Origin of the sequence: Phenylobacterium sp. (assembly GCF_030654915.1) — a bacterium.
In the GTDB taxonomy this organism is placed as follows: domain Bacteria; phylum Pseudomonadota; class Alphaproteobacteria; order Caulobacterales; family Caulobacteraceae; genus Phenylobacterium.
This window is the reverse complement of record NZ_JAURWM010000130.1, coordinates 1-24,253: the sequence shown is the minus strand read 5'-3', so window position 1 is coordinate 24,253 and position 24,253 is coordinate 1. Positions and strand designations below refer to the sequence as shown.

The window sequence follows — 24,253 nt, the reverse complement described above, 5'->3', positions numbered from 1 at the left end:
GATTGGTCGTCGCGTTCTCCCGTCCCTTGAGGTGACGACCTGTCTGATGGAACGACACGCCCATCGGCGGCGCGCCGGCTTCTCGCAAGGGAACGGCGCGCCGTTTCGCGTGCGCGAGGTACACGCGATGATCGCTTGCGCCTGGGTGCGACCTTGACCACCTTCCGCCCCATGTCGCTTAGCCACAGAATCCGCCGTCTACGAGAGATCGATTGGGACCCTTCGCACTGGCTGCGCCTGGCCCTGGTCATCACGGCGCGGGCCCTGAGCCGGCTCTGGGGGCGGGACGTGATGCTCTATGTCGGGGGCGTTTCGTTCTTCGTCATGCTGGCGGTTTTCCCAGCTCTGGCGATCAGCATCGGGATCTATAGCCTGCTGGCTGATCCCAGCACCGCGGCCCACCAGGCCGAAATGCTGGCGCGGCTGATGCCGGCGGGCGCGCAGAGTCTGTTCCAAGGCGAGTTGGAGCGGCTGGCCCATGCCCCGTTCCAAGCGGTCTCGACGCAGAGCATCGTGGCGCTGGTGGTCGGCGGCTACGCTGCGCACCGAGGTTTCAAGGCCCTGCTGGCGGGGTTGTCGTTCATCCACGACGACGAAGCGCCGCGAGGCTTTCTCGGCTTCAACCTGCTGGCGCTGGGGGTCCTGATCGCCGCCTTCGCGATGATGGCGTTCTTTTCAGTGGTCTTCTTCTACTTCCGCTTCGTGGCGGCGGCCTTCGGGCTCAAGCCGCTGGCCGGGGTGCCTTGGCTATACAGCGAATGGACCTGGGCCAGCCTTGGCCTAACCTTCGCCATGAGCTTGATCTACCGTTTCGCGATGTCGAGCCGGCCCGTCGACTGGCGCGCCTCGATCCTCGGCGGGGCCTCGGCGGCGATACTTTGCCTGTTCGTATCCTGGGCCAGCGCCTTCTATGTCGAGCAGATCGCGCATCTTGGCGCGACCTATGGCTCGGTGGCCGCGGTCGTGATCTTCCTGATCTGGCTGTCCTGGAGCGTAAACGCCGTGTTCTTCGGCGGCGCCTTCGCGACGGAGATTGAGATCGTGCTGAACCAGCGACGTTCCCTGCCGCTGCTGACCGATCTTCGGGAGAAACCTAAGCTGGTTTCGCGATCAGAAAACTGAGCACGCCGCCGTCCTCGGCCGCATCCAGGATATCGAACCCGGAGCTGGCGGCGAAGTGGGGAACATCGATCCGGGCGAGCGGATCGTCGGCGTAGAGTCGGACATTGGCGCCCGCTGGAGCATCTTCGAGCGCGCGGCGCAGGCGCAGGGTGGGGACCGGGCAGCGATGTCCGCGGGCGTCCACGATGATCTCTGACGATGACATGCCCGGGCCATACAGGCTCTCGCCACTGAACCCAAGCAGGGCCTTCGCGTTTCCCTGACTGCATTCAGTGAGGGGGGCGTGCGTGAGTCAGGCTTTTACAACCAACATTCCTGCGCGATTGGACCGGCTCCCGTGGAGCCGCTTTCATTGGCTGGTCGTGGCCGCGCTGGGGATCACCTGGATCCTGGACGGGCTGGAGGTGACCCTGGTTGGTTCGCTGTCGCCGGCGATCTCCCAAGGCCTTGGTCTCACCACGACCCAGATCGGCCTGACCGGCAGCGCCTATATCCTGGGCGCGGTTTTGGGAGCCTTGGTGTTCGGGCGGCTAACCGACACCTTCGGCCGCCGCCGGTTGTTCACCATCACGGTCGGGGTCTATCTGGCGGCCACCATCGCCACTGGCTTCGCATGGGACTTCTGGTCCTTCATGCTGTTCCGGTTCCTGACCGGCGCGGGGATCGGCGGCGAGTACGGCGCGGTGAACTCGGCGATCCAGGAACTGATTCCGGCGCGGCGGCGCGGCTATACTGACCTAGTCATCAACGGCAGCTTCTGGATCGGCGCGGCGCTCGGCGCGGCCGGTTCCCTGGTGGTGCTGAACCCTGAGGTCGTCGATCAGGCCTGGGGCTGGCGGCTGGCCTTCATCATCGGCGGCCTACTGGCCCTGATCGTGATCTTCATCCGGCGCTACATCCCCGAGAGCCCGCGCTGGCTGATGACCCATGGCAAGCCGCAGGAGGCGCTGGCGATCATGGAGGCGATTGAGGCTGGGGTGGAGCGATCCAGCGGCAAGCCACTGTCGCCGGCCAGCGAATTGCCAACCCTGCGTCTGCGGCCGACGCGGACCTCATGGTTCGATATCGCCAAGACACTGGTCGTCCATCACCCCAAACGCACCACGCTGGGGCTGGTGCTGATGGCCACCCAAGCCTTCTGCTACAACGCGATCTTCTTCACCTACGCGCTGATCCTGACCAAATTCTACGACGTGCCGGGGTCAGCCATCGGCTGGTTCATCCTGCCGTTCGCGGCGGGGAACTTCATGGGTCCTTTGCTGCTGGGGCACTTCTTTGATTCAGTCGGGCGCAAGCCGATGATCGCCCTGACCTATGGGGTGGCGGGCGTGCTGCTGTGCCTCACCGGCTGGATGTTCTCCGAGGGGATGCTGACCGCGACGACGCAGACGGCGGCCTGGACCGTGATCTTCTTCTTCGCTTCGGCTGGAGCCAGCGCGGCCTATCTGACGGTCGGCGAGAGCTTTCCCCTGGAGATCCGGGCGGTGACGATTTCGCTGTTCTACGCCTTCGGGACCCTGCTCGGCGGGGTGGCTGGGCCGGCTCTGTTCGGGGCGCTGATCGACACCGGCGAGCGGAGCCAGATCCTGTGGGGCTATCTGCTGGGCGGAGGGCTGATGATCGTCGCGGCGATTGTCGAGCTGTTCCTGGGTGTCGCGGCGGAGCGTAAATCTCTGGAGGATGTGGCGCCGCCGCTCTCCCTGGTGGCGGACGACGCCCCCTAGGCGGGCCAAGCCGGCGGATGACTGCCGAGCGGCACGGTCGGCCGTGACCAAGCCGTCGGCGTCGCCGAAAGGGAAACCGGCGGCCGCAGGTGGCGGACCGGGCCGAAGCCCGACTCTGAATCGATCCGCCAGCCGTCGATCTCCTCGGGTGTCAGCGGCTTGACCTCGTCCAGCGCTTGGGCCGGCTTGATCCCCAGGCCACGGAGCCACGTGCCGGTCTGGGCCAGGGAGACGCGGACCATATAGCTGCCGCCAAAGCGGGCGCGGCGATCCAGGGCGACCATGGTCCCGAAGGCGGCGAGGAAGCCGGTCGTGTAGTCGGTGACCGCTCCGGGTTGGAGCTTTGGACCCGCATCCCCGCCTTGAATGTCGGCCATGCCGGTGACGGTCTGGGCCAGTTGCTCCCAGCCTGGGCGCTGGCTCCAGGGCCCCTCGTGCCCGTAAGCGTTGATCGAGGTGTAGATAATGCCAGGCCGCAGCCGGGCGAGGTCGAGTGGACCAAGGCCCATCTGCTCCAACGAACCCTGGCGGTAGCCTTGGCTGAAGACGTCGCAATCTGCGACGAGGGCCTTGAGGCGCGCGAGGTCGGCGGGGTCGGTCAGGTCAAGCCAAGTCGACAACTTTCCGTGGTTGACGTCGCTGATGAAAAACTCGGTCGCGGGCAGCTTTGGCGAGGCCACATAGAGAACGTCCGCGCCATACTGGGCCAGGGTGCGGCCGCAGGTCGGCCCGGCCAGGACGCGGGTCAAGTCCAACGTCCGGATACCTGAGAGCGGGCGGTCTCCGTGGATCGGCAGGGGCATGGGCGGTCCCTCGGCGATCTTGACCACCTCGACGACCGGCCGAGAGGCCAGGATCAAGCCCTGGTCGGAGGTGTCCCATTCCTCGGCCGTGCGGACCATGGCGCCGCAAACGCCCGCCTCGGCGATCGCGTTCTCCAAATCGAGCGCGTTCCAGGTCAGGACGTTGGCGGCCACCGCCGCGACATCGCGCGGCGACCCAATCAGCTTGTGCAGCTTGGCGGCGCTAGCCGGGAAGCTGGGGTGCAGGAAGACCCAGCGGCCATCCTTGGTCGGAAAGAAGCCCATGGCCGGGGTTCCGCGCCCGCCGCCGCCGGCATCCTCTGGACGCGTCGGCGGCGCTCGCGACGCATCGGCGAACTTCTGAAACGCGAAGCTGATCAGCGCCGCGCCAGCCTCACGGGTCGAGACGGCGACCTTCTGGGCCTGGCCGGTGCGCTGGGTCCATAGGTCCGCGGCCATGGCTCCCGTGGCGGCGAGGGCCGCCGCCGCGGCGGCTTCGGCATGAAAACGCGTCTGTAGTCCCGGCGCGCCTTCGCTGATGACAATCGAGGCTCCGGGCGCCTTGCCCGCGATCCGCATCAGTTGCGCGAACGCATCGGTCGCCGTCGTCATCACACCGTTCCCCAATTGTTACGCGGCAGTATGGGGCCGGGCGAGTGCAGGGCAACCGCATCCCGCGAGGCTGACGCCTTGACCGTACTGGTCTAGAACCCGGTGCGAACTACGTGCGGGATGCAATATGACCACCATCGCCACGATCGAAGAGCTTGAAGCCCTCTATGGGCAGCCGGGCGAGACCTCCACCGTCAAGGAAGCCGACTGGATCACCCCGCAGTATCGCGCGCTGATGGACGCCTCACCCTTCGTGGCCTTGGCGACCGCAGGGCCGGAGGGGCTCGACTGCTCGCCGCGCGGCGACTCCGGCCAAGCGGTGAGGGTGGTGGATGATCGCACGGTGATGATGCCGGACCGTCGCGGCAACAACCGCTGCGACTCGCTCCGCAATATTGTCCGTGATCCGCGTGTGGCGCTGTTGTTCCTGATCCCCGGTTCGGGGACGACCCTGCGGCTCTATGGAACGGCCCATCTGTCGGTCGATCCTGATCTGCTGGCGTCCTTCGCGGTGAAGGGCCAGGCACCCAGGTCAGTGATCGTGATTGACATCGAGCGGGTCTACTTCCAGTGCGCGCGGGCGATCGTCCGCTCCGAATTGTGGAACCCGGAGCGGTATGTCGATCCGGCGAGCCTGCCGACGCCGGGCGATATCCTGGCGACCATGAGCCAGGCGCGGGTGGGCGGCCAGGCCTATGATGAGGAATGGCCCGAGCGCGCCGCCAGGACCATGTGGTGAGGCCTTAGCCCGCGAACACCTGCTCGGCGGTTTCCGCCGGAAGAACGCGGAAGGACCCAGGCGCCAGGTCATCGGGTAAGGTCAGGCCGCCGATACGGTCGCGGTGCAGTTCGACCACGTGATTGCCGACCGCCGCGAACATGCGCCGCACTTGATGGTAACGGCCTTCCTCGATGATCAGGCGCGCCTTGGTGTCAGACAAAGGCTCCAGGATCGCCGGGAGCAGGGGCTTTTCCTCGCCTTCCAGCATCAGGGTTCCGGCGGCGAACACCGCGCTTTCCTCACCTGTCAGGGGACGGTCGAGCGTGGCGATGTAGCTTTTGGGCACATGACGCTTGGGCGAGATCACCCGGTGCAGGAAACCGCCGTCGTCGGTGATCAGCAGTAGCCCCGAGGTGTCCTTGTCCAACCGACCAACGCTGGACAGCGCCGGATCGCGCACTCGCCAGCGGGGCGGCAGTAGGTCGTAGATGCGGCGACCGGTTTCCTTGTGCGAACACACCACGCCGACCGGCTTGTGCAACATGATGACGACTGGCGGCGGCGGATCGACCGGATTGCCCATGATCAACATGCGTGACGGCAGGTCCGCGCCGATAGCGATCCGTGCATTGGCGTCGGTGAGTTCAGTCCCATCGAGGGTCACTTCACCGGCGGCGACCAGGCCGTGCATCTCCTTGCGGCTGCCATAGCCGAGATTGGAGAGCAGGCGGTCGATCCGCATGGTCGGCGTCTTACTCATCGGCGCGCCTCATAGACCTTGAAACCGCCGGCGTCGGCCACCGGCTTCACCACCTTGAACGCCTCGTTGAGCACAGCTTCGTAGGGGAGGTGGCGGTTAGCCGTCAGCCAGAGCGTGCCGCCCTTTCGTAGAGCGCTGGACGCAGCTCGGATGAAGGCCTGCCCGAGGGCGCGGTCCTCCGCCCCGCCATCGTGGAACGGCGGGTTCATCACCACGAAGTCGAGGTCGGTGAGCGGGGCGGCGACCTTGCGCACGTCGGCCCATTCGATGGAGACCCGAGCGTCCTCGACGTTGCGCCGCGCGCAGTCGAACGCGCGGCGGTCGAGTTCGATGAGCCGCAGCTTGGTTACGGCGGGCTGCTTGAGCACGGCAAGCGACAGCCAGCCGATTCCACCGCCAAGGTCGGCGCCCTCGCCCTTCAGTTTCGGCAGATGCTGGATCAGCAGTTCGCTGCCGGGATCGAGACGTTCCCAGCTGAACACGCCAGGCTGCGACCACAGACCGGAGGGCAGCAGACGCGGCGCGCCCTCGGCGATGGCTTCGTCTAGCCCGGTGAGCGCGGCAGGCCGTTCGACCTCACAGATGCGATGATGGCGGCGGGCGGTCTCGGCGACCTCGCAACCGAAGCCCTCCAGGGTGCGCTTCAGGCGCAGGCCGCCGCGATCCTTGGGCGCCGCCGCGCTTAGCGTGCCGCCCGGCGCCAGGACCCGCAGGGCCTGGGCGACCACATAGCGCGCCTCCACCGCTCCAGGCGGGACCAGCAGCACGATTTCGTCCAGCGACGCATCGGCGATCTGGGCGACATCGTCGGAGCCAGGCAGCAGCGGTGAGAGCTGGCGTGCGCCCTTTGGCGTCTCCAGGACGTCGGCGAGGGGAGTTCCATAGACGGCGGCGGGCAATGGGCAGGTCCGAAGTGGCGAATCTCAAGGCCTACATGTAGGCGATCAAGCGGCCCAGCGCCGCGACGATCATTCGGCGCCGCGCCGCGCCCGTCGCAATCGGACACGCAAGTTGAGTTGGCGCTGTCGGATCCAGGCCTAGGGTCCGGCGAATGTCGAGCATTCACCCTACGGCCGTTATCGCCTTCGGCGCATCTATCCATGAGAGCTGCGAGATCGGCCCCTATGCGGTGATCGGCCCGGGTTTTCGCCTGGGCCCCGGGAATGTCGTCGGCCCACACGTGGTCATCGAAGGCGATACCGAGATCGGCGCCGGGAATCGCTTCCTGGCCTCCTGCTCGATCGGCGCGAGCCCACAGATCGCCGGACGCAGCGGCGATGTCGGGCGGCTGATGATCGGCGACGAGAACGTCTTTCGAGAGTTCGTGACCGTCCATGCCGGCGGCGACGCGATCACTGTCCTCGGCTCGCGCAACCTGGTGATGGCTACAGCTCATGTGGCGCACGATTGCCGGCTGGGCGACGACATCATCCTGGCGAACGGCGCGACCCTGGGCGGCCATGTCGAGATCGAGGACCTAGCTCAGGTTAGTGGTCTTTGCGCGCTCCATCAGCACGTGCGAATCGGATCCCTGGCCTTCGTGGCGGGCGGATCCATCGTGACCCAGGATGTCGCGCCCTATTGCCTGGTGCAGGGCGACCGCGCCCGGCTGGTGTCGTTGAATCTTGTGGGCCTGAAGCGGGCGGGACTTTCGACGGCCGAGGTCGGCGCGCTGAAGCGCGCCTATCGCGCGCTGTTTCTCGGCCAAGCCCCAATGGCTGAACGGATTGCGGCGGTAGATGCGGGGAATGGCGACGAGCGGGTCAGGCGATTGACGGCCTTCCTGCGAAGCAGCGCGCGTGGGGTGATCACCGCGCCCCGGCGAAGCTTTGCAACTGCGGCCTAGCGCCCAATCGTCCACCTTCGGCTTGCCGTTTGTCGCCCGATAGGCGAAGGGACCGCCATGGCCATTGGACGCAGGAGAATAGATCGGGCGCAGCGCTTTCGGGCGCGCCGGATCTGGTGGGATCGGCACGGCGCCTTTATGCGTGGCATGGTGACCGGCGCCGCCCTGTGCGCGCTGGTCATGTGGATCACGCAGGTCGCGAACACTTTCTAAGAGCTGGGGATAGGTCGCGGACCGCCCGGTTCGCACCACAATCCTGTGGAACTGGTCGGCGTTCGGTTGCGGAATCGCCGCCGATCACGGCAGGGACGTATGAGGGATTTTCGGAGCATGGCAGTGTCACCCCACAACGGTTCGCGGCCGGCGGTCACCCAATTGAAGCCCCGTATCGTCGTGTTCGGCGTCGGAGGCGCCGGGGTCAACGCCGTCAACAACATGATCGAATCGGGTCTGGAAGGCGTCGATTTCGTCGTCGCCAACACCGACGCTCAGCAGCTCTCGCTGGCGCTCGCCAGCCAGCGCATTCAACTCGGCATGCATGTGACTCAGGGTCTGGGCGCGGGCGCCAACCCGAACGCCGGCTTGAGCGCCGCTGAAGAGTCGATGAGCGACATCGTCCACTACCTGGACGGCGCTGACATGGTCTTCATCACCGCGGGCATGGGCGGCGGCACCGGCACAGGCGCCGCGCCGTTCGTGGCCCGTTGCGCGCGTGAGCGCGGCATCCTGACGGTCGCCGTGGTCTCCAAGCCGTTTCGTTTCGAGGGCCGCCACCGGATGCGGCTGGCCGAGGCCGGCCTGCGCGAACTTCAACAGTTCGTCGATACCTCGATCATCGTGCCGAACCAGAACCTGTTCCGCATCGCGACCGAGCAGACGACCTTCGCCGAAGCCTTCAACATGGCCGACCAGGTCTTGCATGCGGGCGTGCGCTCGATCACCGACCTGATGGTGCTGCCGGGCCTGATCAACCTCGACTTCGCCGACGTGCTCAGCGTGATGGGTGGCATGGGCAACGCCATGATGGGCACCGGCGAAGCGATCGGCGAAGGCCGCGCCAGCGTCGCGGCTCACAACGCCATCCAGAACCCGCTGCTGGACGAGACCTCGCTGGCCGGCGCCAAGGCCGTGCTGGTCAATGTGACCGGCGGCTCCGACATGACCCTGTTGGAGGTCGATGAGGCGGCCAACGTTATCGCCGACCAGGCCGATCCGGACGCCAACATCATCTTCGGAGCCGCGTTCGACGCTTCGCTGGAGGGCAAGCTGCGGGTCTCGGTCGTGGCGACCGGCATGACCTCGGGCAACACCGACGCCCCGATTGGCCCGGTTCCGACCGCGCCGCAGCCTGAAGCTGTCGAGCAGGGCGGCGACCAGGCGCCGGCGACCCGCCGCTTTTGGTAGCTAGAAGCCGAAGGTCACACCGAGCACCGGCCCGCCGAGCGCGGCGTCGTACTTGATCCGGTCGCCCGACCAGTCAGCCGAATAGTATCGATAGCCGACCTCGGCGGTGATTTTCGGCGTGAAGCTGTAGGTCAGATAGCCGTGGAGCTCGTACAGCGAGTCCGAGGACACGCCGAAGCCGCCGTAGGTGGCCAGGCCGGCCAATCCGATATGTTCAGTGAGCCGGGTCTTGGCCCGGACGCCGATCACTGGATCCCACATATCGTCATCGACGCTGCGGGAAATCTGGCGATTGGCGCCGATCACGTCCACGTCGAGATCGGCGCCCAGATAGTGGACGCCGGCCATGACGTCGACGGATGACTTTTCCGTCTGATAGGCTCGGTAGTAGGCCACCAGCAAGGCCTTCGTTCCCGCCAACTCGACCTTGCCGGATATGGCCGGAAGAGGACCTATCGTGAGGTCTTTGTCGGCCTCGATGCTGTAGTAGGTCAGGTCGCCCAGCATCCCGAACCGCCCGTAGCGAACGTCGGCGGCCCCCGTGAAGGCGCCTGACAGGCCCACGTCGTCAAAATGGGCGCGGACGTCGGAATCGGAATTCTCCACGATGGCGGCGATGTCGCCCTGCGGCAGGGCGAGCCAGATATATGGCGTGATCTCGACGCGCCAGTCGTCTTGGGCCTGGGCCGACGCAGTCCCGATCAGCCAAGTCGCCAGGGCGACAACAAATCCGGTGACGTGACGCATGGCCGTTCCTCGCGTGGAAGGCTTGAGCATGACGCCCGCGGCGCGCGATCGCTGTCCGGGAAAGCCCCTATGCCGCGCGTCCGATTGATCTACTCCACCGGCTTCATGCGGTAGACCTCTTCGTCCAGTTCGCCTTCCCATCTGGCGACCGTCACGGCCACCGAGAGGTCGCTGGTGGCGTTGGTGATGGTGCGGGTCATGTCGAGCAGGCGATCGAACGGCAGGACGAAGCCGACGACCAGCGCGGTCTGTTCGGCGCTAAGCCCGATCACCTGAAGCACAGCCGCCAGCATGAACAGCGAGGCCGAGGGCACCGGAGCCGTGCCCAGAGCCACGACCGTCGTTGTCAGGGCGAGCATGAAGTACTGGGCGAAGGTGAGATCGACCCCGAACGCCTGGGCCGACAGCATGGCCAGCAGAGCGACATAGAGCGCGGTGCCGTCCATGCTCAGGGTCACGCCGAGCGGCAGGGCGGTTGAGGCGACCGTGTGGCTGACGCCCAGGTTCTTCTCCGCCACCCGCATGGCGACCGGTAGCGTCGCGGCGCTGGACGATGTCGAGAACGCGATGGTCACGGCGTCGGTGATGTCCCGGAAGAACGGAAGCACGGGCAACCTGGCGACCAGCCGGATCAACCCGCCGTGGATCAAAAGGGTCTGAATCGCGCAGCCGACGATCAGCCCGGCGGCGAGCTTCAACACGTGAACGAAAGCGCCGGGTCCGGAGGTTCCCATCACCCAGGCCACGAGGGCGAAGACGCCGAATGGGGCGACCTCCATGATGAAGCGAACGATCTGAAGCATGACATCGGCGCCGGCCTGGAACACGCGCGCGGCGATCTCGGCCTTGGGCGCGATGGTCAGGATTCCCAGGCCCACCAGTATGCCGAAGAAAATCACCGACTGAATCTCGCCCGCGGCGAGCGAGGCGATCGGATTGGTCGGGATGATGCTGATCAAGTGTTCGCCGAGGCCCGGTGGAGCCTTGGCGATGACCTCCGGCGTGGCGCCCATGACATTCATGCCGACCCCTGGCTGGAACAGCGTCCCAATGGTCAGGCCGACGGTGACGGCGATCACGGTGAGCGTCAGATAGAGGGCCAGGGTCTTGACCCCGATGGAGCCCAGCCGGCGCGCATCGCTCATGCCGGCGATCCCGGAGACGATGGAAAAGAACACCAGCGGCGCCACCACCATGCGGATCAGGCGGATGAAGACGTCGCCCATCCACTTGATCTGGGTCGCGACCTCGCCCAGCGCCAGACCGGCTATCGTGCCGAGCACCAGAGCCGCCAGGATACGCTTCCACAGGACGACATCGAACCAGTAGCGCTGGATGAAGCCTCGGCGTGCTGGCGCTTTTGTCGGCTGAACGTCGGGACCTGTCGCCATGGGGACTTCCTGAACTACGCTGAGAGCCGGCGTCGCAGATGACGATAGGCGGAACCTGCCTGCAAAAGCGATAGGTTTGCATCCAACGGTTGGAACTCTGGCGGGAGTGTGAGAGCCAGGGCGCTGCAACTCAGACGGAGCGCCCTTATGGGCAGGAAGGACGCCTATGACCTCCCCGAAGATCGAAACCTTGGCCATCCATGCTGGAGCCGCGCCCGATCCGACCACCAAGGCGCGGATCACGCCGATCTATCAGACCGCGTCCTATGTCTTCGATGACGCCGATCACGCCGCGGCCTTGTTCAATCTGGATCAGGTCGGCAACATCTACACCCGGCTGATGAACCCCACGACCAGCGTGCTTGAAGAGCGCGTCGCGGCGCTGGAAGGCGGCATGGCCGCCCTGGCGGTGGCCAGCGGCCACGCGGCCCAGTTCATTGTCTTCCACACCCTGATGGAGCCCGGCTGCAATATCGTCGCCTCGCGCAAGCTCTATGGCGGCTCGATCAATCAACTGGGCCAGAGCTTCAAGCGGATGGGCTGGGACGTCACCTTCATCGATAGCGACGAGGCGTCCGACTTCGCCGCCGCCATCGATGACAAGACCCGGGCTGTATTCGTGGAATCCATCGCCAATCCGGGCGGCGTGATAACCGACCTGGCGGCGATCGCCGATGTCGCCCACGCGGCCGGCGTGCCGCTGGTCGTCGATAACACCATGGCCAGCCCCTATCTGTGCCGGCCGTTCGATCATGGGGCGGACATCGTGGTCCACTCGCTGACCAAGTTCCTGGGCGGCCACGGCAATTCGCTGGGCGGCGTGATCGTCGACAGCGGCCGCTTCGACTGGAAGGCGGGCGGCAAGTACCCGTACCTGTCGGAGCCCAATCCCAGCTACCACGGCAAGGTCTTCACCGAGGCCTTCGGCCCCGTGGCCTTCATCCTGGCCTGCCGGGCTCTCGGCCTGCGCGATCTAGGGCCGGCCCTCTCGCCGTTCAACGCCTTCATGATCCTGACCGGCATCGAGACCCTGCCGCTGCGGATGGAGCGGCACTGCCAGAACGCCCTGGCGGTCGCCCAATGGCTCCAGAAGCATCCGAAAGTGGCCTGGGTCTCCTATGCCGGCCTGCCGGACGATCCCTACTACGCCAAGGCCCAGAAGTATGCGCCGCGCGGGGCGGGTTCGGTCTTCACCTTCGGGCTGAAGGACGGGTTCGACGCCGGTGTAAAGCTGGTCGGCGGGGTGAAGCTGTTCTCCCATCTGGCCAATCTGGGCGACACCCGGAGCCTGATCATCCACCCGGCCTCGACAACGCACCGGCAGTTGGAAGAGGCCGCTCAACGCGCGGCCGGCGCTGGCCCGGACGTGGTCCGGTTGTCGGTTGGGCTTGAGCATATTGACGACATCATCGGCGACCTGGACCAGGCCCTGGCCCAAATCTGATCTGGAGCTCCCGGCGGGCTAGCGCTCGCCGGGAGTTTCATCCGGCCCCGCCGAGTGCGGCCAGGACACCCGCCTCGCCAGGGTGCGCGGCGATCGCGACGTTGCAACCAACCTCGATCAATGGCCGGGCCGCCGCCGCGGAAATACAGACGACCCGGCATGACGCCGGGATCGGCCCGTTCAGGAGGCTGGCGAGACGCCGTCCCGCCCGTGGCGAGTGGATCAGCACGGCGGCCATATCACCGGCGAGAACCCGCGCCACCTGCGGAATGCTGGCGTTTAGGTCTGTCGCAATGGTCTCGTAGACGACGCAACTCTTGGCCTGGATTCCGCGCGTCGCGAGTGCGCTATCAAGATCGCCGGCCGGTTTGCCAGGACCTGGTCGCAGCAACAGGCCAGAGAAGCTCTCTCGACGCGCGGCGATCAGCGCGACCAGATCGTGCACGTCCCCAGCCGCCGAGAAGACCTTGGCGAAGCCGGCGCCGCGCGCGGCGTCAGCCGTTCCATCCCCCACGGCAAAGACCGGGAGGGCGCGCTCATCGCGCAGGCGAGTAAAGGCGGTGACGCCGTTCGGGCTGGTGAAGGCCAGTGCGCCGACGCGGTCCATGCATACCGGCGTATCGAGCAGTCGAACCTCCAGGAGTGGGACGACCGACGGTCCCCAACCCAGCCTTCGCAGGCGCGCCGCGGTCAGCGCGGCGCCCGGGAGGGTGCGCGTGACCCAGACAGTCAGGCGCGGGCCGCCCCCGGCCCGAACGGAGCCCTCAACCATTTCCAGACGCCGCCCCTTTTCGGCTGTGGCTTAGTGCGTTCGATCTCGCGGCGATTGATCGCCTCGAGTCGCAGACTCAGGCCGAGTTCGCCAGCCCGCATCAGCCGGCGCGCGTTCAGATCGGCGGTGATGCGCGGATCATCCCACAAGGCGGACTGCAAGGCGATCTCGTCGGCCAGACGCTCGGCGAGCTGACGAGCGGCGGCGAAGGAGTCGCCGCCCTCCTGCAGCAGGCGAGCTTCAATGGTCGCCGCCACCGAAGCGGCGACCGCGTCGGCGGGCTGGTAAGGCGTCACCATCCGCCTCAGTTCCGCTCGACTTTCCGGGCTGGGGCGATGCTCCGCGGCGAAGAAGGTCGGCCAGTTGGACAGGGCCGCACGCCCCCAGGCGAGATCGTCGGCGGCCACTTCCAAGGCGCGGCTTTTCAGTTGCTCGCGGGCCGCGCCAGACTGCGACAGTTCGGCCGCCCGTTCGCGAAGACGTGCGACGATTCCGGCCCGTCCGGCTTGGGCGGACAGGTCGTGGATCTCATCATGCACCTCGATGATCGCTGCGGCGGCGGCCGAGGCGACGATGGAGTCGGATATCCCGATGGCTGGGGGCGGCGACGCCATGGCCTGACCTCCTAGCGGCGATAGGCGGCCTGGGCGGCCGCTCCCTCTAGCAACCCCGCCGCGCCCTTCGCTCCCTTGGCGCGCAAGGCGCGTGCGGCCTCGCTCACGGCGAAGGTGTTGGCGGCATGGCTCCCGGCGAAGGTCTGGACCAGGGCGGCCAGGGCGGTTTCCAGATCGGCGATGCGAAGCTGATGATCGTGAAGGCTCAATGACATGTCGTGTCTCCGGTCGGGCGCGCAACGTCGCGGCGCAGAAGCGTCAGCGCGGGGAGGCGATTGGATGTGGATTTGTCCCGTCAAAGGCTGGTGGACAGGCCAGCCGACCCCGAACTCGGCGGGGGGACGCCTAAGCTCGGGGTAGCTCGCCTTCGACGCGCCGGCCTGCATGGCAGCGACGGCTATCGGGGGGAGGGAGGGACCACATGACCCCTTGAAGATGGCCAGCCAGGTCGGAAAGTCAATCGCTGGGCGGCGGGGTTCTGGAAACTCTAGATAAGAAACCGCGATTTGACATGTGGCAGGCCCTGGCCCATCCTTGGCGCATCATGAATTTGCGGACCTCGAACAGCCCGCGCCGGAAGCAACAACGCGGCGCCGCCGAACAGTCTTAGCCCCGAACTGCTTGCGGCGAACGCCGCGCGGTTCGGGGAAGACTTCATTGTCCCTGTCAAAAATTGCATGAAAGCTTGCCGCAGGCCTCGGCCGCGCAAGAACGAAACATGTCTTATCAACAGAAGAAGCTCGCCTCTCCGGAGACGGGCAGGGTGGTCGTGGCCGCTCGGGGCGCCAGATTGAGCGCCATTCCATTTCTGCCGCGGGCTCTCTCGCCGCGCGCCTATCCCGTCGATCTGCGACGGGGGCAGGGGGCCGTCTCGCGAGGTCGCCCATGACCGGTCCCGTCATGGTCGCCCTGGTGATGGCGGCCCTCGCCGCCCTTGGCGGGGTCGTTCGCTGGCTGACCTTCAGCCGTGCCGTCCGTGCCGGACGTTTCGATGATCCCATCGGCGCGATCTTCGACGTCTGGCTGGATCGGGGCCGGCCGCCAGCCGCAACGGCTGATTTCCACGCCAATTGACGTCAATTTTGAAGGAGTTTCCTATGACCAATACTTCCCCGCCACCGGTGTTCGTCTCGAACGACGACTTCCTCGCGCTCGCCAGCCTGGGACGGAGCCTCGAAGGCGCAACCGCGCCGGGACCCGTGCTGCTAGCCGCCGAGATCAGCCGTCTGTCCGTCGTCGAAGATCCAAAGGCCGGGGCTCCGTTCGTGCGGATCGGCTCGCGGGTCACCTATTGCGACGTGCAACGCCGTCGGGTGCGGACCGCGCGGGTGGTCATGCCTGGCCAGGGCAGCATCCATGAGAACAGCATTCCCGTCACCTCGCCGGTCGGCGCGGCCCTGCTGGGCCTGGGCGTCGATGATGTGTTCAGCTGGTGGACGAATGGCGGAGTGCGCAGCGTGCACGTCCTGGACATCGGCAAGTGAGCGGTGAGGGGACCAGGCCCGCGCGCCAATTCGCCGCCCTGCCGTTTACGATCGGCAGTGACGGCGATCCTCGCATCCTGCTGGTCACCTCGCGAGACACCGGGCGTTGGGTTCTTCCGAAAGGCTGGCCTGATGGAGCCGACGCCACGGATGCCGACACCGCGCGGCGGGAAGCCTTCGAAGAGGCCGGAATCCACGGTGAGATCGTCGGCCTACGGGAGGTCGGCGCCTATCGCTACGTGCAGACCGGTAAGGACGGCGTGGCGGTCAATTGCCGGGTGGGGGTGTTCGCCTTGCGGGTCTCGGGTCTGGCCAAGACCTGGCCGGAGAAGGGGCAGCGGGTCCTGCGTTGGTGCGCTCCGAAACAGGGGGCTCGGCTGGTTCAGGAGCCTGAACTGGCCGCTCTCTTGTCGACCTTCAAACCGCCTGTCGAATTCTGACGACCACACGAGGATAGCCATGTTCACACGTCCACCGATCTATGCGCTCGCCGACGACGTCCCTAGGCTGAAGAGCCTGGTGGAGGGACATGCGCGGGACGCGCCGGGCGCATCCCTGTTGGCCGAGGAGTTCAAGCGGCTCTGCGTTCTCTCCCACGGCGGCAGGGAGCCGTTCGTCCGCCCGGGTTCCTGGCTGACCTACCGCGACCTGCGCACGAAAGAGGAGCGCCGAGTTCGTCTTTCGCATCCTGGTGATCAGGACCAGGGCGCGGACGATGTCTCGATGCTGTCACCGCTGGGCGCGGCGCTGATCGGCCTGATGGAAAACGCGATTTTCCGCTGGTCTGAGGCCGACCGGCTCCGGGCGGTGAAGGTCGTCTCGATCGAGATGTGACCTGGCCTAGCGGTGTCAAAGCAGCCAGGTGCGGATCAGCAAGCTGATCGCGCCGACGGTCAGGACACCGCCGAGCCATAGGCCGACAAACCACAGTAGTCGGCGCCACAGAGCCGGTGGGCGGGCTGTCATCAATGATAGCCCTCCTGCCCGACCTTCCCGCGGAACACCCAATAGGCGTAGCCGGTGTAGGCGAGGATGATAGGCACCAGTACGACGGCGCCCACCAGCATGAAGATCAGGCTCGAGTCCGGGGCGGCGGCCTGCCAGATCGTCACCGCGCCCGGCACCACATAGGGGAACATGCTGATCCCCAGGCCGATGAAGCTGAGGCCAAATAGGCCCAGGGCCAGCAGGAACGGCCAGCGCTCATGACCGCGCCGCAGGCTGCGGAAGAACAGCACGGTCCCGATCAGCACCAGCAGCGGCACTTGGGCGGTCAACAGGACGTTGGGCCAAGCGAACCAGTTCTCGTAATAGGCGCCTTCCAGAAATGGTGTCACGGCGCTGACCACGCCGATCAGGGCGACGGTCCCCGCGCCCAGCCATCCGGCCATCTTGCGCACATGGACCTGCATGTCGCCCTCGGTCTTCATCACCAGCCAGGTCGCGCCTAGGAAGGCGTAGCCGACCACGAGGCTGACGCCGGTCAACAGGCTGAACGGGGTCAGCCAATCCCACCAGCCGCCGCCGTACTGACGGCCGTCAACGGTGATGCCCTGGAGCAGGGCTCCGAGGGTGATCCCCTGCGCCAAGGTCCCGATGATCGAGCCCCCGGTGAAGGCGACGTCCCAAAAGGCGCGGTGATCAGGATCGCGCCAGCGGAACTCGAACGCCACGCCACGGAAGATCAGGGCCAGCAGCATGACGATGATCGGGGCGTAGAGCGCCGGCAAGATGATGGCGTAAGCGAGGGGGAAGGCCGCCATCAGACCGCCGCCGCCGAGCACCAGCCAGGTCTCGTTGCCGTCCCAGACAGGCGCGACGGAGTTCATGGCCGAGTCGCGCTCGCGGCCCGGCTTAAAGGTTGGGAACAGGATGCCGATGCCAAGATCGAAGCCGTCCATCACCACATAGGCGAATACGGCGAATGCGATGATGCCGGCCCAGATGGTCGGGAGGTCCAGAGCCTGGCTCATGACGCATCTCCCTCGCTAGCATGATGGATGCCGGGCGCGGGCGTAATGCCGGCCGTCCGGACAGGTTGATCGGGTCCTTCCTCCAGACCGGGCTCGCCGGCGTGGGGGGCGTGGCTCATCAGCTTCAGGATGTAGCCGGTGCCCGCGGAGAAGACGACGAAGTAGACGATCACGAAGGCGAGCAGGGAGGCGGCGACGGCTGGAGCATCCAATGGCGCGGCCGAGTGCTCTGTCCGCAGCAGGTGGTAGACAGTGAAGGGCTGACGTCCGACCTCGGTCGTCACCCAGCCGGCTAGGACGGCGACGAAACCGGCTGGCCCCATGGCTACGGCGAAGCGGTGCAGCAGCGGCCAATCGTAGAGACTGCGTCGAACCCTCGCCAGGACGCTGAAGGCCCCGAGCGCCAGCATCAGCAGGCCAAGCCCGACCATGATGCGGAAAGACCAGAAGACGATCGGCACTGATGGCCAGTCCGCACGCGGCACGGTGTCGAGACCGGCCAAGGGGGCGTTGAGGTCGTGCTTGAGGATCAGGGATGAGGCCTTCGGGATCGCGATCTGAGCGCGGACCTCGCCGGCCTTCTGATCAGGAATACCGAACAGGATCAACGGCGCACCGTCGGGGTGGCTCTGATAGTGGCCTTCCATGGCCATCACCTTGGCGGGTTGGTGCTCCAGCGTATTGAGGCCGTGCAAATCGCCCACGAAGATCTGGATCGGGGCTGCGACGGCGACCAGGCCCATCGCCATGTTGAACATCACCCGCGCGCCGGGGTTAGTCTTGTCCTTCAAGAGGTGCCAGGCGCCAACGGACCCGACCACCAGAGCCGTGGTCAGGTAGGCGCCGAGCACCGTGTGGACCAGGCGATATGGGAACGATGGATTGAAGATGATCGCCAGCCAGTCGTCGGGTTCAAACTGGCCCACTGCGTTCATGGTGAAGCCTTGCGGCGTCTGCATCCAGCTATTGGCGGACAGGATCCAGAACGCCGAGATGAAGGTGCCAACCGCGACCGCCAGGGTGGCCACGAAGTGCAACTTGGGTCCCACGCGATTCATGCCGAACAGCATGACCCCCAGGAAGCCGGCCTCGAGGAAGAAAGCGGTCATCACCTCGTAGGCCATCAGCGGCCCGATGATCGGTCCGGCCTTGTCGGAGAACACCGACCAGTTGGTGCCGAACTGATACGACATGGTGATGCCGGAGACGACGCCCATGGCGAAGGCCAGGGCGAAGATCTTCAGCCAGTACTTGAAGAGGTTGAGATAGACCTCGTTCTTGGTGCGCAGCCACAGCGCTTCCAGAACCGCGAGGTAGCTGGCCAGGCCGATCGAGAGAGCCGGGAAGATGAAGTGGAACGAGACGGTGAAGGCGAATTGAGCCCGCGCCAGATTGAGCGCACTGATGTCGTCGAACATCTTACTGCCCCTCGGTTCTTGGCCGTCGCCGTAGCTTACCCCCGGTAACAACCTTCAGGCGATCTTTCATTTCGAACACCTTCTGGACCTTGGAGCCCACCTCCAACAGTTGGATGAGGGTTTCGGTTTCAAGCTTCTGGATATCTTCCGACCAGCGGGTGATCAGCTCGATCAGCCCATGCATCTCGGCCATGCGCTCCTGGGCGTGTCGCTCCCCCGGGGTGGCGGGGGTTTCGACCAGCGCTTGGCGCAACATGGAGAGAGTGGGGTCGATCTCCCGCTTGCGCCGCTCCTCGGCCAGGATGCGAACGATCTCCCAGATGTCGTCGGGCGTGGAGAAGTACTCGCGGCGGTCGCCGGGTTTGTGCTGCAGCTTCACCAGCCGCCAGGAGGTCAGCTCCTTCAGCCCCATGCTGACGTTCGAGCGCGAGAAGCCCAGCTTCTCGGTGATGTCGTCGGCGTTCAGCGGGTCCTCGGCCAGGAACAGCAGGGCGTAGATCTGGCCGACGGTCCGGCTGATTCCCCAGCGGCTCCCCATCTCCCCGAAGTGGAGGACGAAGGACTGGGTGAGGGGCGGCAAATTCATTTTCGTGAACTTTCAGGAATTCCTGAAAATTAGAAACATAATGCCGCCGGGTCAACCGCCACTATGACGCGGCGGCGACCCGTCCATGACTGGAACCTACTCGGCGGCGATCGCCATCGGGGGGTGCTGCGGTCCTCGGATCAGCTTACCGGGCATTTCGCCAGTGGCTTCCCCGGCCTCGAAGGTCACCACGCCGCTGACGATGGTGGCGGCGTAGCCCTGCGCGCGCTGGATCAGGCGCCGCCCCTGGGCGGGCAGGTCGAAGGCCATTTCAGGCGCCATGATCTCCAGCTTGTCGTAGTCGATCAGGTTGAGGTCGGCCTTCATCCCGGGCGCGATTGTGCCGCGGTCATGCAGGCCGTAGAGCCGGGCGGTGTCGCGGGTTTGCATGGACACCACCTTTTCCAGTGACAGGCGCGGCCCCCGCACGCGGTCGCGGGCCCAGTGGGTCAGCATGTAGGTTGGGAAGCTGGCGTCGCAGATCACGCCGCAATGGGCGCCGCCGTCGGAGAGGCTGAGCACCGTATTGGGGTGGTTCATCATCTCGTGGATGTGGTCGAAGTTGAACTCCGCATAGTTCAGCAGCGGCAGGTAGATGTAGCCGGAACCGTCCTTCTCCATGAGCATGTCATAGACGATCTCATCTGGCGCTCGGCCGGTGGCGGCGGCGAGGGCGGCGATCGAGTCCTCTGCGCGCGGCTCGTAGTCCAGCCCGCTGGCGTGCTCCAGCCGGAACATCCGATCGAAGCCCTGGGTCAGGATCATGCCGATGGCGCCCATCGGCTTCGAAGGCTCGGCGAGGATTCGCGCACGCACCTCGGGATCGCGCAGATGCACGATCCGTTCGGCGAAGGGCAGGGGGGCGAGCTTTCGATAGCTCTCGCGCCCGATGAACGGATGCACCGTGCTTTGCCAGCCGAGCACCATGCCGGTCGGCCGGCAGGCGATCTGGGCGGTGATCTGGGCGCCCTCGGCGCGGGCCTCCTCGGTTAGGGCCAGCATGCGCACCCAGTTGTCGGCCTTGGTCGGCGATTGCAGCAGGCCATAGGTCACCGGGACGCCGGTCTCGGCCGACATCGCCTTCATCCATTTGAACTCGTCCTCGGCGGGGGCCATGTCGGAGGCCATCTCGAACACGCCGTGGCCGACCGCGCCCATGGCCCGGCCGATGCCCAGCAGTTCGTCCTCGGCGGCGAAGGTGCCAGGCACCGGTTCACCATCCTTGGCAAGGTGCAGCATGGTGCGCGAGGTGGAAAAACCGAGCGCCCCGGCGGCCACCCCCTCGCCGACAATACGGGACATCTCGGCGATGTCCTGCGCGGTCGCCGGTTCGTTGCGCGCGCCGCGCTCGCCCATCACATAGGCTCGAACGGCGCCGTGCGGGACCTGGGTCGCCACATCGATGACACGCGGTTGGCCGTCTAGGCTGTCGAGATACTCCGGGAAGCTCTCCCAGTTCCAGGTGATGCCTTCGGACAACGCCGCGCCGGGAATGTCCTCGACGCCTTCCATCAGTTCGATCAGCCATTCGTGGCGATCTGGCCTGACCGGCGCGAACCCTACGCCGCAATTGCCCATGACCACGGTCGTCACGCCATGCCAGCTAGATGGCGCGAGATAGGGGTCCCAGGTCACCTGGCCGTCATAATGAGTATGGATGTCGACCCAGCCGGGGGTGATGATCAGGCCCGCGGCGTCGATCTCGCGCCGCCCGCGCGCGTCGATCTTGCCCACGGCCGTGATCTTGCCGCCATCCACGGCGATGTCGGCCGTGAAGGCCGCGGTCTCGGCGCCATCGATAACGCGCCCATTACGGATCACCAGATCATGCATGCTTCCGCCCTCGGTCGAGGTCATCGCAAGCGTCATTCCGTCCGCGCCTGCGTACCCAACAGCGCCGACTATGACTCCATCCCGAATGTTCGAAAAGTGTGACGCGGCGGCAAGCCCCGGCTTGCAGGCGCATCGATGCTGTTTTCCCTGACTTTAGCGACTTCGGCGCTAGGCGCGGCGTTTGGCCGGGCGCTGTCGATTTGGTCTGGTATGGACGCCCCAAATCCTATCAACCAGCCAGGCCGACCTCGCGAAGGTCGCATAGCTCCCACACGTCCGTCGGATCGGCCGGAGATGCTGGCGACTCCAATGCGCGCCACGGCAAGTGAGCGATGAGTTCGAGAGACATCTATGAGTTCTGATTCCCAGCTTATCGCGTCTGACGAAGTGCTTTTGATCCGCGGTGGACCCGTCGGCCGAAGCTGTAAGATCGACGTGCGGGACGGCTTCGACCCTCCCCGCATGGTTCTCAATGGCACCGCGAGCTTTCTGCCCTACGTGCCCGAGCTGCTATCGCGCGCCCAGCAACTGTGGCTGGGTCCTGGCAAGTGGACGAAGCCGGTGACGATGCGCCGGCGCCCGGTCATCAACTACATGGCCGACGTCGACATCTACGAGGAGGCCCTGGGCAAGGCCGACCTCGTCGTCCGGCAAGTTCGCCAGCCGGCCTTCAATGCTCCGGCCGCGGTGCTGCGCTCCGGCCGCGACCAGGTGGCGGACAGGTTGGCCGACCTTCCCGGGGTGCGCATGCCGCGGACCATCCGCACGCCTGCTCCTGATCGGGCGACGCTCGCCGAGACGATTGCGGTGGCGGGCCTGACGTTCCCGCTGCTGATCCGCGCGGCGGGTGCGCATGGCGGCGAGGGCATGATTAAGGTCGATCGACCCGAGGATTTGGAGACAGCCAAGATCGGCTTCGACGACGGGCCGGTCTATGTCACCGAGTTCGTCGACTTCGCAGACGCCGACGGGCTCTATCGCAAGCACCGGGTGGTGGTGGTCGGGCAGGAGATCTTCCTGCGTCACATCATCATCGGCGATAGTTGGCTGTTGCACGCTGATCGTCGCGCTCAGAACACCGAGATTGAGGAGCGGGCCGCGTTGGCCGCGTTCGCCGAGCGGATCTGTCCGGCCATCCGCCCCACGGTGATGGCCGTGGCTGAGGCCTTGGAACTGGACTATTTCGGGATCGACTGCTCGCTTCGACCGGACGGCGGCATGCTGGTGTTCGAGGCCAACGCCTGCATGAACATACTGCACAACAGCGCCGCATCCCCGAGCATGTGGGACGCTCCGATCGCAACCATCCTGGAGGCGCTGCGCGGCCTGCTAGCCAATCCGGCGCGCTGGCGCGCCCAACCCTCAGCGAACGCATGAACCTTGAGTACGGCGACATCTTCGAGGTCCGGGGCCAGCCCTATCACCGGGCGATGACGCGCCATCCTCGGGCACGGCGGCGCGAGTTCGAGCAACTCTTCGCCCGGCGGCCGCTGATGGGGGGTGAAACAATCCTCGATCTTCCGGCAGGGGGCGGCTACCTGCAGGCGATGGTTCCCAACGGTTGCACCGTCGAAGGCTACGAGCTGGCGTCCGGGTTCAGCGGCGAGGAGAAATTGCTGGAGCCGGCCGAGTCTTGGCCCTTTGGCTCGTTCAGCCGGGTGGTCTGTCTGGCGGCGTTGCACCACATCCAGGACAAGGCCAGCTTTCTTGGCCAGCTCATCTCACACACCGAACCAGGCGGGGTGCTACACGCCGCGGACGTCGCCCGGGACTCTCCGATCGCGGCCTTCCTTGACGGCTTCGTCGGCCGTTTCAACGGAACCGGGCACGAGGGCGCCTATCTGGATCGGCGGATGTTCGAGCAGGTAGAGGGTGCGCAGGTCGCCGCCTATGAGGACCGCGATTGCCCTTGGGCGTTCGGCTCGCAGGCCGCCATGCTGGAGTTCTGCACTGACCTCTTCGGCCTGCAAGACTGCCCGCCAGCTGAACTGCTAGCGGCGCTGGAGCGCCACGTCGGGATCGCAAACGGGGCGGATGGCCCGATCCTAAACTGGCGGCTGACCTATGTGGACCTAGTCCCAGCCCAAGCCGTGTCGTCGACGTGAATCGCAAACAAGCCGCTATGGCGGACGGGGTGGGATTCGAACCCACGGTAGGCTCTCACCTACGGCGGTTTTCAAGACCGCTGCCTTAAACCACTCGGCCACCCGTCCGGGGTGGGGGCTATAGCAGGAGCCGGGCGGCGGCTCCAAGTCACCAAACAGCCTTAACGAAAAAGCCTTGGGCGTTAACCCTGGCTCAAAGTTCTGCGGTCACGATCAAACCGACCTTTGGCGCTGGGGAGCGTAGATCTAGAGGACTGCGGTCATGATCCGTAACCATTCGCGCACGCGCGCTCAGAGCCTGGCCGTTGTGTTTCTCGCCGGCGCGGCGCTGGCAGCCTGCGCCACACCGCAGCCCAAGTTCGCCGCCAAGCATCCTATCGATGGCCCGACGCCTGGTCAGATGCCGACCGGAGCCGGCGGCAAGTACAAGGTTGGCTCGCCCTATCAAGTCGCCGGGGTCTGGTATTCGCCCAAGGACGAGCCCGGCTATGACCAGCAGGGGTTGGCCACTTGGTACGGCGCCGAGCATCACCTGAAGCCGACCGCCAATGGCGAGGTTTTCGATAAATACGCATTGTCGGCTGCCCATACGACCTTGCCGCTGCCGTCGATCGTCGAAGTGACCAACCTGCAGAATGGCAAGTCCATTCAGGTGCGGGTGAATGATCGCGGGCCGTTCCACGATGGAGGGCTGATCGACCTTTCACAGGCCGCCGCCCAGCAACTGGGCTTTGAGCAGCAGGGCCGCACCAATGTGCGGGTCCGCTACGTCGGGCCCGCGCCGTTGGGGGCGCCGGACGCTGGTCTGCGCCATGCGGGCTATACGCCGACGATGCCGACCGATCAGATGCCGCACGGTCCGACGCCCTACGTCGGACTAAACCCGGCGCCGGC

General features: G+C 65.9%; 27 protein-coding genes, 1 tRNA gene and 1 pseudogene. 14 read left to right on the top strand and 15 right to left on the bottom strand.

Annotated elements, in window-relative coordinates; translation table 11 throughout:
* Nucleotides 1-153 precede the first annotated feature (153 nt).
* Nucleotides 154-1,122, top strand: coding sequence for a YihY/virulence factor BrkB family protein (locus Q7T84_RS06690; RefSeq protein ID WP_370653625.1), 969 nt, complete (start codon nucleotides 154-156; stop codon nucleotides 1,120-1,122).
* Here the strand turns inward: Q7T84_RS06690 and Q7T84_RS06685 are convergent.
* Entirely contained in the window at nucleotides 1,094-1,327 is a 234-nt protein-coding gene (locus Q7T84_RS06685) for a sulfurtransferase TusA family protein (RefSeq protein ID WP_304806982.1), read from the bottom strand. The two genes, Q7T84_RS06690 and Q7T84_RS06685, sit on opposite strands and share 29 nt — an antisense overlap.
* Nucleotides 1,328-1,409: 82 nt before the next feature.
* Between Q7T84_RS06685 and Q7T84_RS06680 the strand changes: the two genes are divergently transcribed.
* Nucleotides 1,410-2,846 carry an MFS transporter gene (locus tag Q7T84_RS06680; RefSeq protein WP_304806980.1) on the top strand — a complete coding sequence of 479 codons (1,437 nt, stop codon included), beginning with the start codon at nucleotides 1,410-1,412 and terminating at the stop codon, nucleotides 2,844-2,846.
* On the opposite strand, the gene Q7T84_RS06675 is transcribed toward Q7T84_RS06680, so the two are convergent.
* Nucleotides 2,843-4,261: a CoA transferase gene (locus tag Q7T84_RS06675; protein ID WP_304806979.1), complete on the bottom strand. Its 1,419-nt coding sequence runs from the start codon at nucleotides 4,259-4,261 to the stop codon at nucleotides 2,843-2,845. The genes Q7T84_RS06680 and Q7T84_RS06675 overlap by 4 nt on opposite strands.
* Before the next feature lie 127 nt (nucleotides 4,262-4,388).
* Here Q7T84_RS06675 and Q7T84_RS06670 point away from each other — a divergent pair, with 127 nt between their 5' ends.
* Nucleotides 4,389-5,000, top strand: coding sequence for a pyridoxamine 5'-phosphate oxidase family protein (locus Q7T84_RS06670; protein ID WP_304806978.1), 612 nt, complete (start codon nucleotides 4,389-4,391; stop codon nucleotides 4,998-5,000).
* A gap of 4 nt (nucleotides 5,001-5,004) precedes the next feature.
* Here Q7T84_RS06670 and Q7T84_RS06665 read toward each other — a convergent pair whose 3' ends face one another.
* Complete coding sequence (locus tag Q7T84_RS06665; RefSeq protein ID WP_304806977.1) at nucleotides 5,005-5,742, bottom strand: 16S rRNA pseudouridine(516) synthase; 738 nt, start codon at nucleotides 5,740-5,742, stop codon at nucleotides 5,005-5,007.
* Nucleotides 5,739-6,641 (bottom strand): class I SAM-dependent methyltransferase, encoded by a 903-nt coding sequence (locus Q7T84_RS06660; RefSeq protein WP_304806976.1) that lies wholly within the window; start codon nucleotides 6,639-6,641, stop codon nucleotides 5,739-5,741. Before Q7T84_RS06660 ends, Q7T84_RS06665 begins: the two co-directional genes overlap by 4 nt.
* Nucleotides 6,642-6,793: 152 nt before the next feature.
* Between Q7T84_RS06660 and lpxA the strand changes: the two genes are divergently transcribed.
* The 3 genes and pseudogenes from lpxA to ftsZ all read left to right on the top strand — a co-directional run.
* The gene (lpxA, locus tag Q7T84_RS06655; RefSeq protein WP_304806975.1) at nucleotides 6,794-7,588 is read left to right on the top strand and encodes an acyl-ACP--UDP-N-acetylglucosamine O-acyltransferase; all 795 of its coding nucleotides are present in this window, start codon (nucleotides 6,794-6,796) and stop codon (nucleotides 7,586-7,588) included.
* Between the two features lie 57 nt (nucleotides 7,589-7,645).
* On the top strand, nucleotides 7,646-7,801 hold the full coding sequence (locus Q7T84_RS06650) for a hypothetical protein (protein ID WP_304806974.1): 156 nt from the start codon (nucleotides 7,646-7,648) through the stop codon (nucleotides 7,799-7,801).
* A gap of 117 nt (nucleotides 7,802-7,918) precedes the next feature.
* A pseudogene (ftsZ, locus tag Q7T84_RS06645) lies at nucleotides 7,919-8,929 on the top strand (cell division protein FtsZ); the annotation flags it as partial.
* 63 nt (nucleotides 8,930-8,992) lie between these two features.
* Here the strand turns inward: ftsZ and Q7T84_RS06640 are convergent.
* Both Q7T84_RS06640 and Q7T84_RS06635 read right to left on the bottom strand, forming a co-directional pair.
* Nucleotides 8,993-9,739: a hypothetical protein gene (locus Q7T84_RS06640; protein ID WP_304806973.1), complete on the bottom strand. Its 747-nt coding sequence runs from the start codon at nucleotides 9,737-9,739 to the stop codon at nucleotides 8,993-8,995.
* A gap of 89 nt (nucleotides 9,740-9,828) precedes the next feature.
* Nucleotides 9,829-11,130 (bottom strand): dicarboxylate/amino acid:cation symporter, encoded by a 1,302-nt coding sequence (locus tag Q7T84_RS06635; protein ID WP_304806972.1) that lies wholly within the window; start codon nucleotides 11,128-11,130, stop codon nucleotides 9,829-9,831.
* A gap of 166 nt (nucleotides 11,131-11,296) precedes the next feature.
* On the opposite strand from Q7T84_RS06635, the gene Q7T84_RS06630 reads away from it, so the two are divergent.
* Complete coding sequence (locus Q7T84_RS06630) at nucleotides 11,297-12,574, top strand: O-acetylhomoserine aminocarboxypropyltransferase (RefSeq protein ID WP_304806971.1); 1,278 nt, start codon at nucleotides 11,297-11,299, stop codon at nucleotides 12,572-12,574.
* A gap of 37 nt (nucleotides 12,575-12,611) precedes the next feature.
* Here Q7T84_RS06630 and Q7T84_RS06625 read toward each other — a convergent pair whose 3' ends face one another.
* Genes Q7T84_RS06625 through Q7T84_RS06615 form a run of 3 tightly spaced genes read right to left on the bottom strand, consistent with a single transcriptional unit; the run spans nucleotide 12,612 to nucleotide 14,175 of the window.
* The gene (locus Q7T84_RS06625; protein ID WP_304806970.1) at nucleotides 12,612-13,346 is read right to left on the bottom strand and encodes a uroporphyrinogen-III synthase; all 735 of its coding nucleotides are present in this window, start codon (nucleotides 13,344-13,346) and stop codon (nucleotides 12,612-12,614) included.
* Nucleotides 13,304-13,960 carry a hypothetical protein gene (locus Q7T84_RS06620; RefSeq protein WP_304806969.1) on the bottom strand — a complete coding sequence of 219 codons (657 nt, stop codon included), beginning with the start codon at nucleotides 13,958-13,960 and terminating at the stop codon, nucleotides 13,304-13,306. The genes Q7T84_RS06625 and Q7T84_RS06620 overlap by 43 nt, the downstream gene beginning before the upstream one ends.
* Nucleotides 13,961-13,971: 11 nt before the next feature.
* Nucleotides 13,972-14,175, bottom strand: a complete 204-nt coding sequence (locus tag Q7T84_RS06615) for a hypothetical protein (protein ID WP_304806968.1) — start codon at nucleotides 14,173-14,175, stop codon at nucleotides 13,972-13,974.
* A gap of 670 nt (nucleotides 14,176-14,845) precedes the next feature.
* On the opposite strand from Q7T84_RS06615, the gene Q7T84_RS06610 reads away from it, so the two are divergent.
* The 4 genes from Q7T84_RS06610 to Q7T84_RS06595 are packed head-to-tail and all read left to right on the top strand — an operon-like array spanning nucleotide 14,846 to nucleotide 16,278.
* On the top strand, nucleotides 14,846-15,034 hold the full coding sequence (locus Q7T84_RS06610) for a hypothetical protein (RefSeq protein WP_304806967.1): 189 nt from the start codon (nucleotides 14,846-14,848) through the stop codon (nucleotides 15,032-15,034).
* 23 nt (nucleotides 15,035-15,057) lie between these two features.
* Nucleotides 15,058-15,444, top strand: coding sequence for a GreA/GreB family elongation factor (locus Q7T84_RS06605; protein WP_304806966.1), 387 nt, complete (start codon nucleotides 15,058-15,060; stop codon nucleotides 15,442-15,444).
* Nucleotides 15,441-15,884, top strand: coding sequence for an NUDIX hydrolase (locus tag Q7T84_RS06600; RefSeq protein ID WP_304806965.1), 444 nt, complete (start codon nucleotides 15,441-15,443; stop codon nucleotides 15,882-15,884). Before Q7T84_RS06605 ends, Q7T84_RS06600 begins: the two co-directional genes overlap by 4 nt.
* A 19-nt stretch (nucleotides 15,885-15,903) precedes the next feature.
* Nucleotides 15,904-16,278, top strand: coding sequence for a GreA/GreB family elongation factor (locus Q7T84_RS06595; RefSeq protein ID WP_304806964.1), 375 nt, complete (start codon nucleotides 15,904-15,906; stop codon nucleotides 16,276-16,278).
* Between the two features lie 15 nt (nucleotides 16,279-16,293).
* Here Q7T84_RS06595 and Q7T84_RS06590 read toward each other — a convergent pair whose 3' ends face one another.
* From Q7T84_RS06590 to Q7T84_RS06570, 5 genes are all read right to left on the bottom strand, one after another.
* Nucleotides 16,294-16,410, bottom strand: coding sequence for a DUF2474 domain-containing protein (locus Q7T84_RS06590; RefSeq protein WP_304806963.1), 117 nt, complete (start codon nucleotides 16,408-16,410; stop codon nucleotides 16,294-16,296).
* Nucleotides 16,410-17,417, bottom strand: a complete 1,008-nt coding sequence (gene cydB, locus Q7T84_RS06585; protein WP_304806962.1) for a cytochrome d ubiquinol oxidase subunit II — start codon at nucleotides 17,415-17,417, stop codon at nucleotides 16,410-16,412. Before cydB ends, Q7T84_RS06590 begins: the two co-directional genes overlap by 1 nt.
* On the bottom strand, nucleotides 17,414-18,835 hold the full coding sequence (locus Q7T84_RS06580; RefSeq protein WP_304806961.1) for a cytochrome ubiquinol oxidase subunit I: 1,422 nt from the start codon (nucleotides 18,833-18,835) through the stop codon (nucleotides 17,414-17,416). Before Q7T84_RS06580 ends, cydB begins: the two co-directional genes overlap by 4 nt.
* A 1-nt stretch (nucleotide 18,836) precedes the next feature.
* Entirely contained in the window at nucleotides 18,837-19,421 is a 585-nt protein-coding gene (locus tag Q7T84_RS06575; protein WP_304806960.1) for a GbsR/MarR family transcriptional regulator, read from the bottom strand.
* A 96-nt stretch (nucleotides 19,422-19,517) separates the two neighbouring features.
* Nucleotides 19,518-21,290 carry an amidohydrolase family protein gene (locus Q7T84_RS06570; RefSeq protein WP_304806959.1) on the bottom strand — a complete coding sequence of 591 codons (1,773 nt, stop codon included), beginning with the start codon at nucleotides 21,288-21,290 and terminating at the stop codon, nucleotides 19,518-19,520.
* Between the two features lie 315 nt (nucleotides 21,291-21,605).
* Between Q7T84_RS06570 and Q7T84_RS06565 the strand changes: the two genes are divergently transcribed.
* Together Q7T84_RS06565 and Q7T84_RS06560 are read left to right on the top strand one after the other, a co-directional pair.
* Nucleotides 21,606-22,631, top strand: coding sequence for a RimK family alpha-L-glutamate ligase (locus Q7T84_RS06565; protein ID WP_304806958.1), 1,026 nt, complete (start codon nucleotides 21,606-21,608; stop codon nucleotides 22,629-22,631).
* A complete protein-coding gene (locus tag Q7T84_RS06560; RefSeq protein WP_304806957.1) occupies nucleotides 22,628-23,359 on the top strand; it encodes a bifunctional 2-polyprenyl-6-hydroxyphenol methylase/3-demethylubiquinol 3-O-methyltransferase UbiG in 732 nt (243 codons plus the stop codon). The genes Q7T84_RS06565 and Q7T84_RS06560 overlap by 4 nt, the downstream gene beginning before the upstream one ends.
* Nucleotides 23,360-23,377: 18 nt before the next feature.
* Here the strand turns inward: Q7T84_RS06560 and Q7T84_RS06555 are convergent.
* A tRNA-Ser gene (locus Q7T84_RS06555) sits at nucleotides 23,378-23,467 on the bottom strand.
* Nucleotides 23,468-23,621: 154 nt separating this feature from the next.
* Here Q7T84_RS06555 and Q7T84_RS06550 point away from each other — a divergent pair.
* Nucleotides 23,622-24,253: septal ring lytic transglycosylase RlpA family protein (locus tag Q7T84_RS06550; RefSeq protein ID WP_304806956.1), on the top strand; the 632-nt coding region annotated here is incomplete at its 3' end.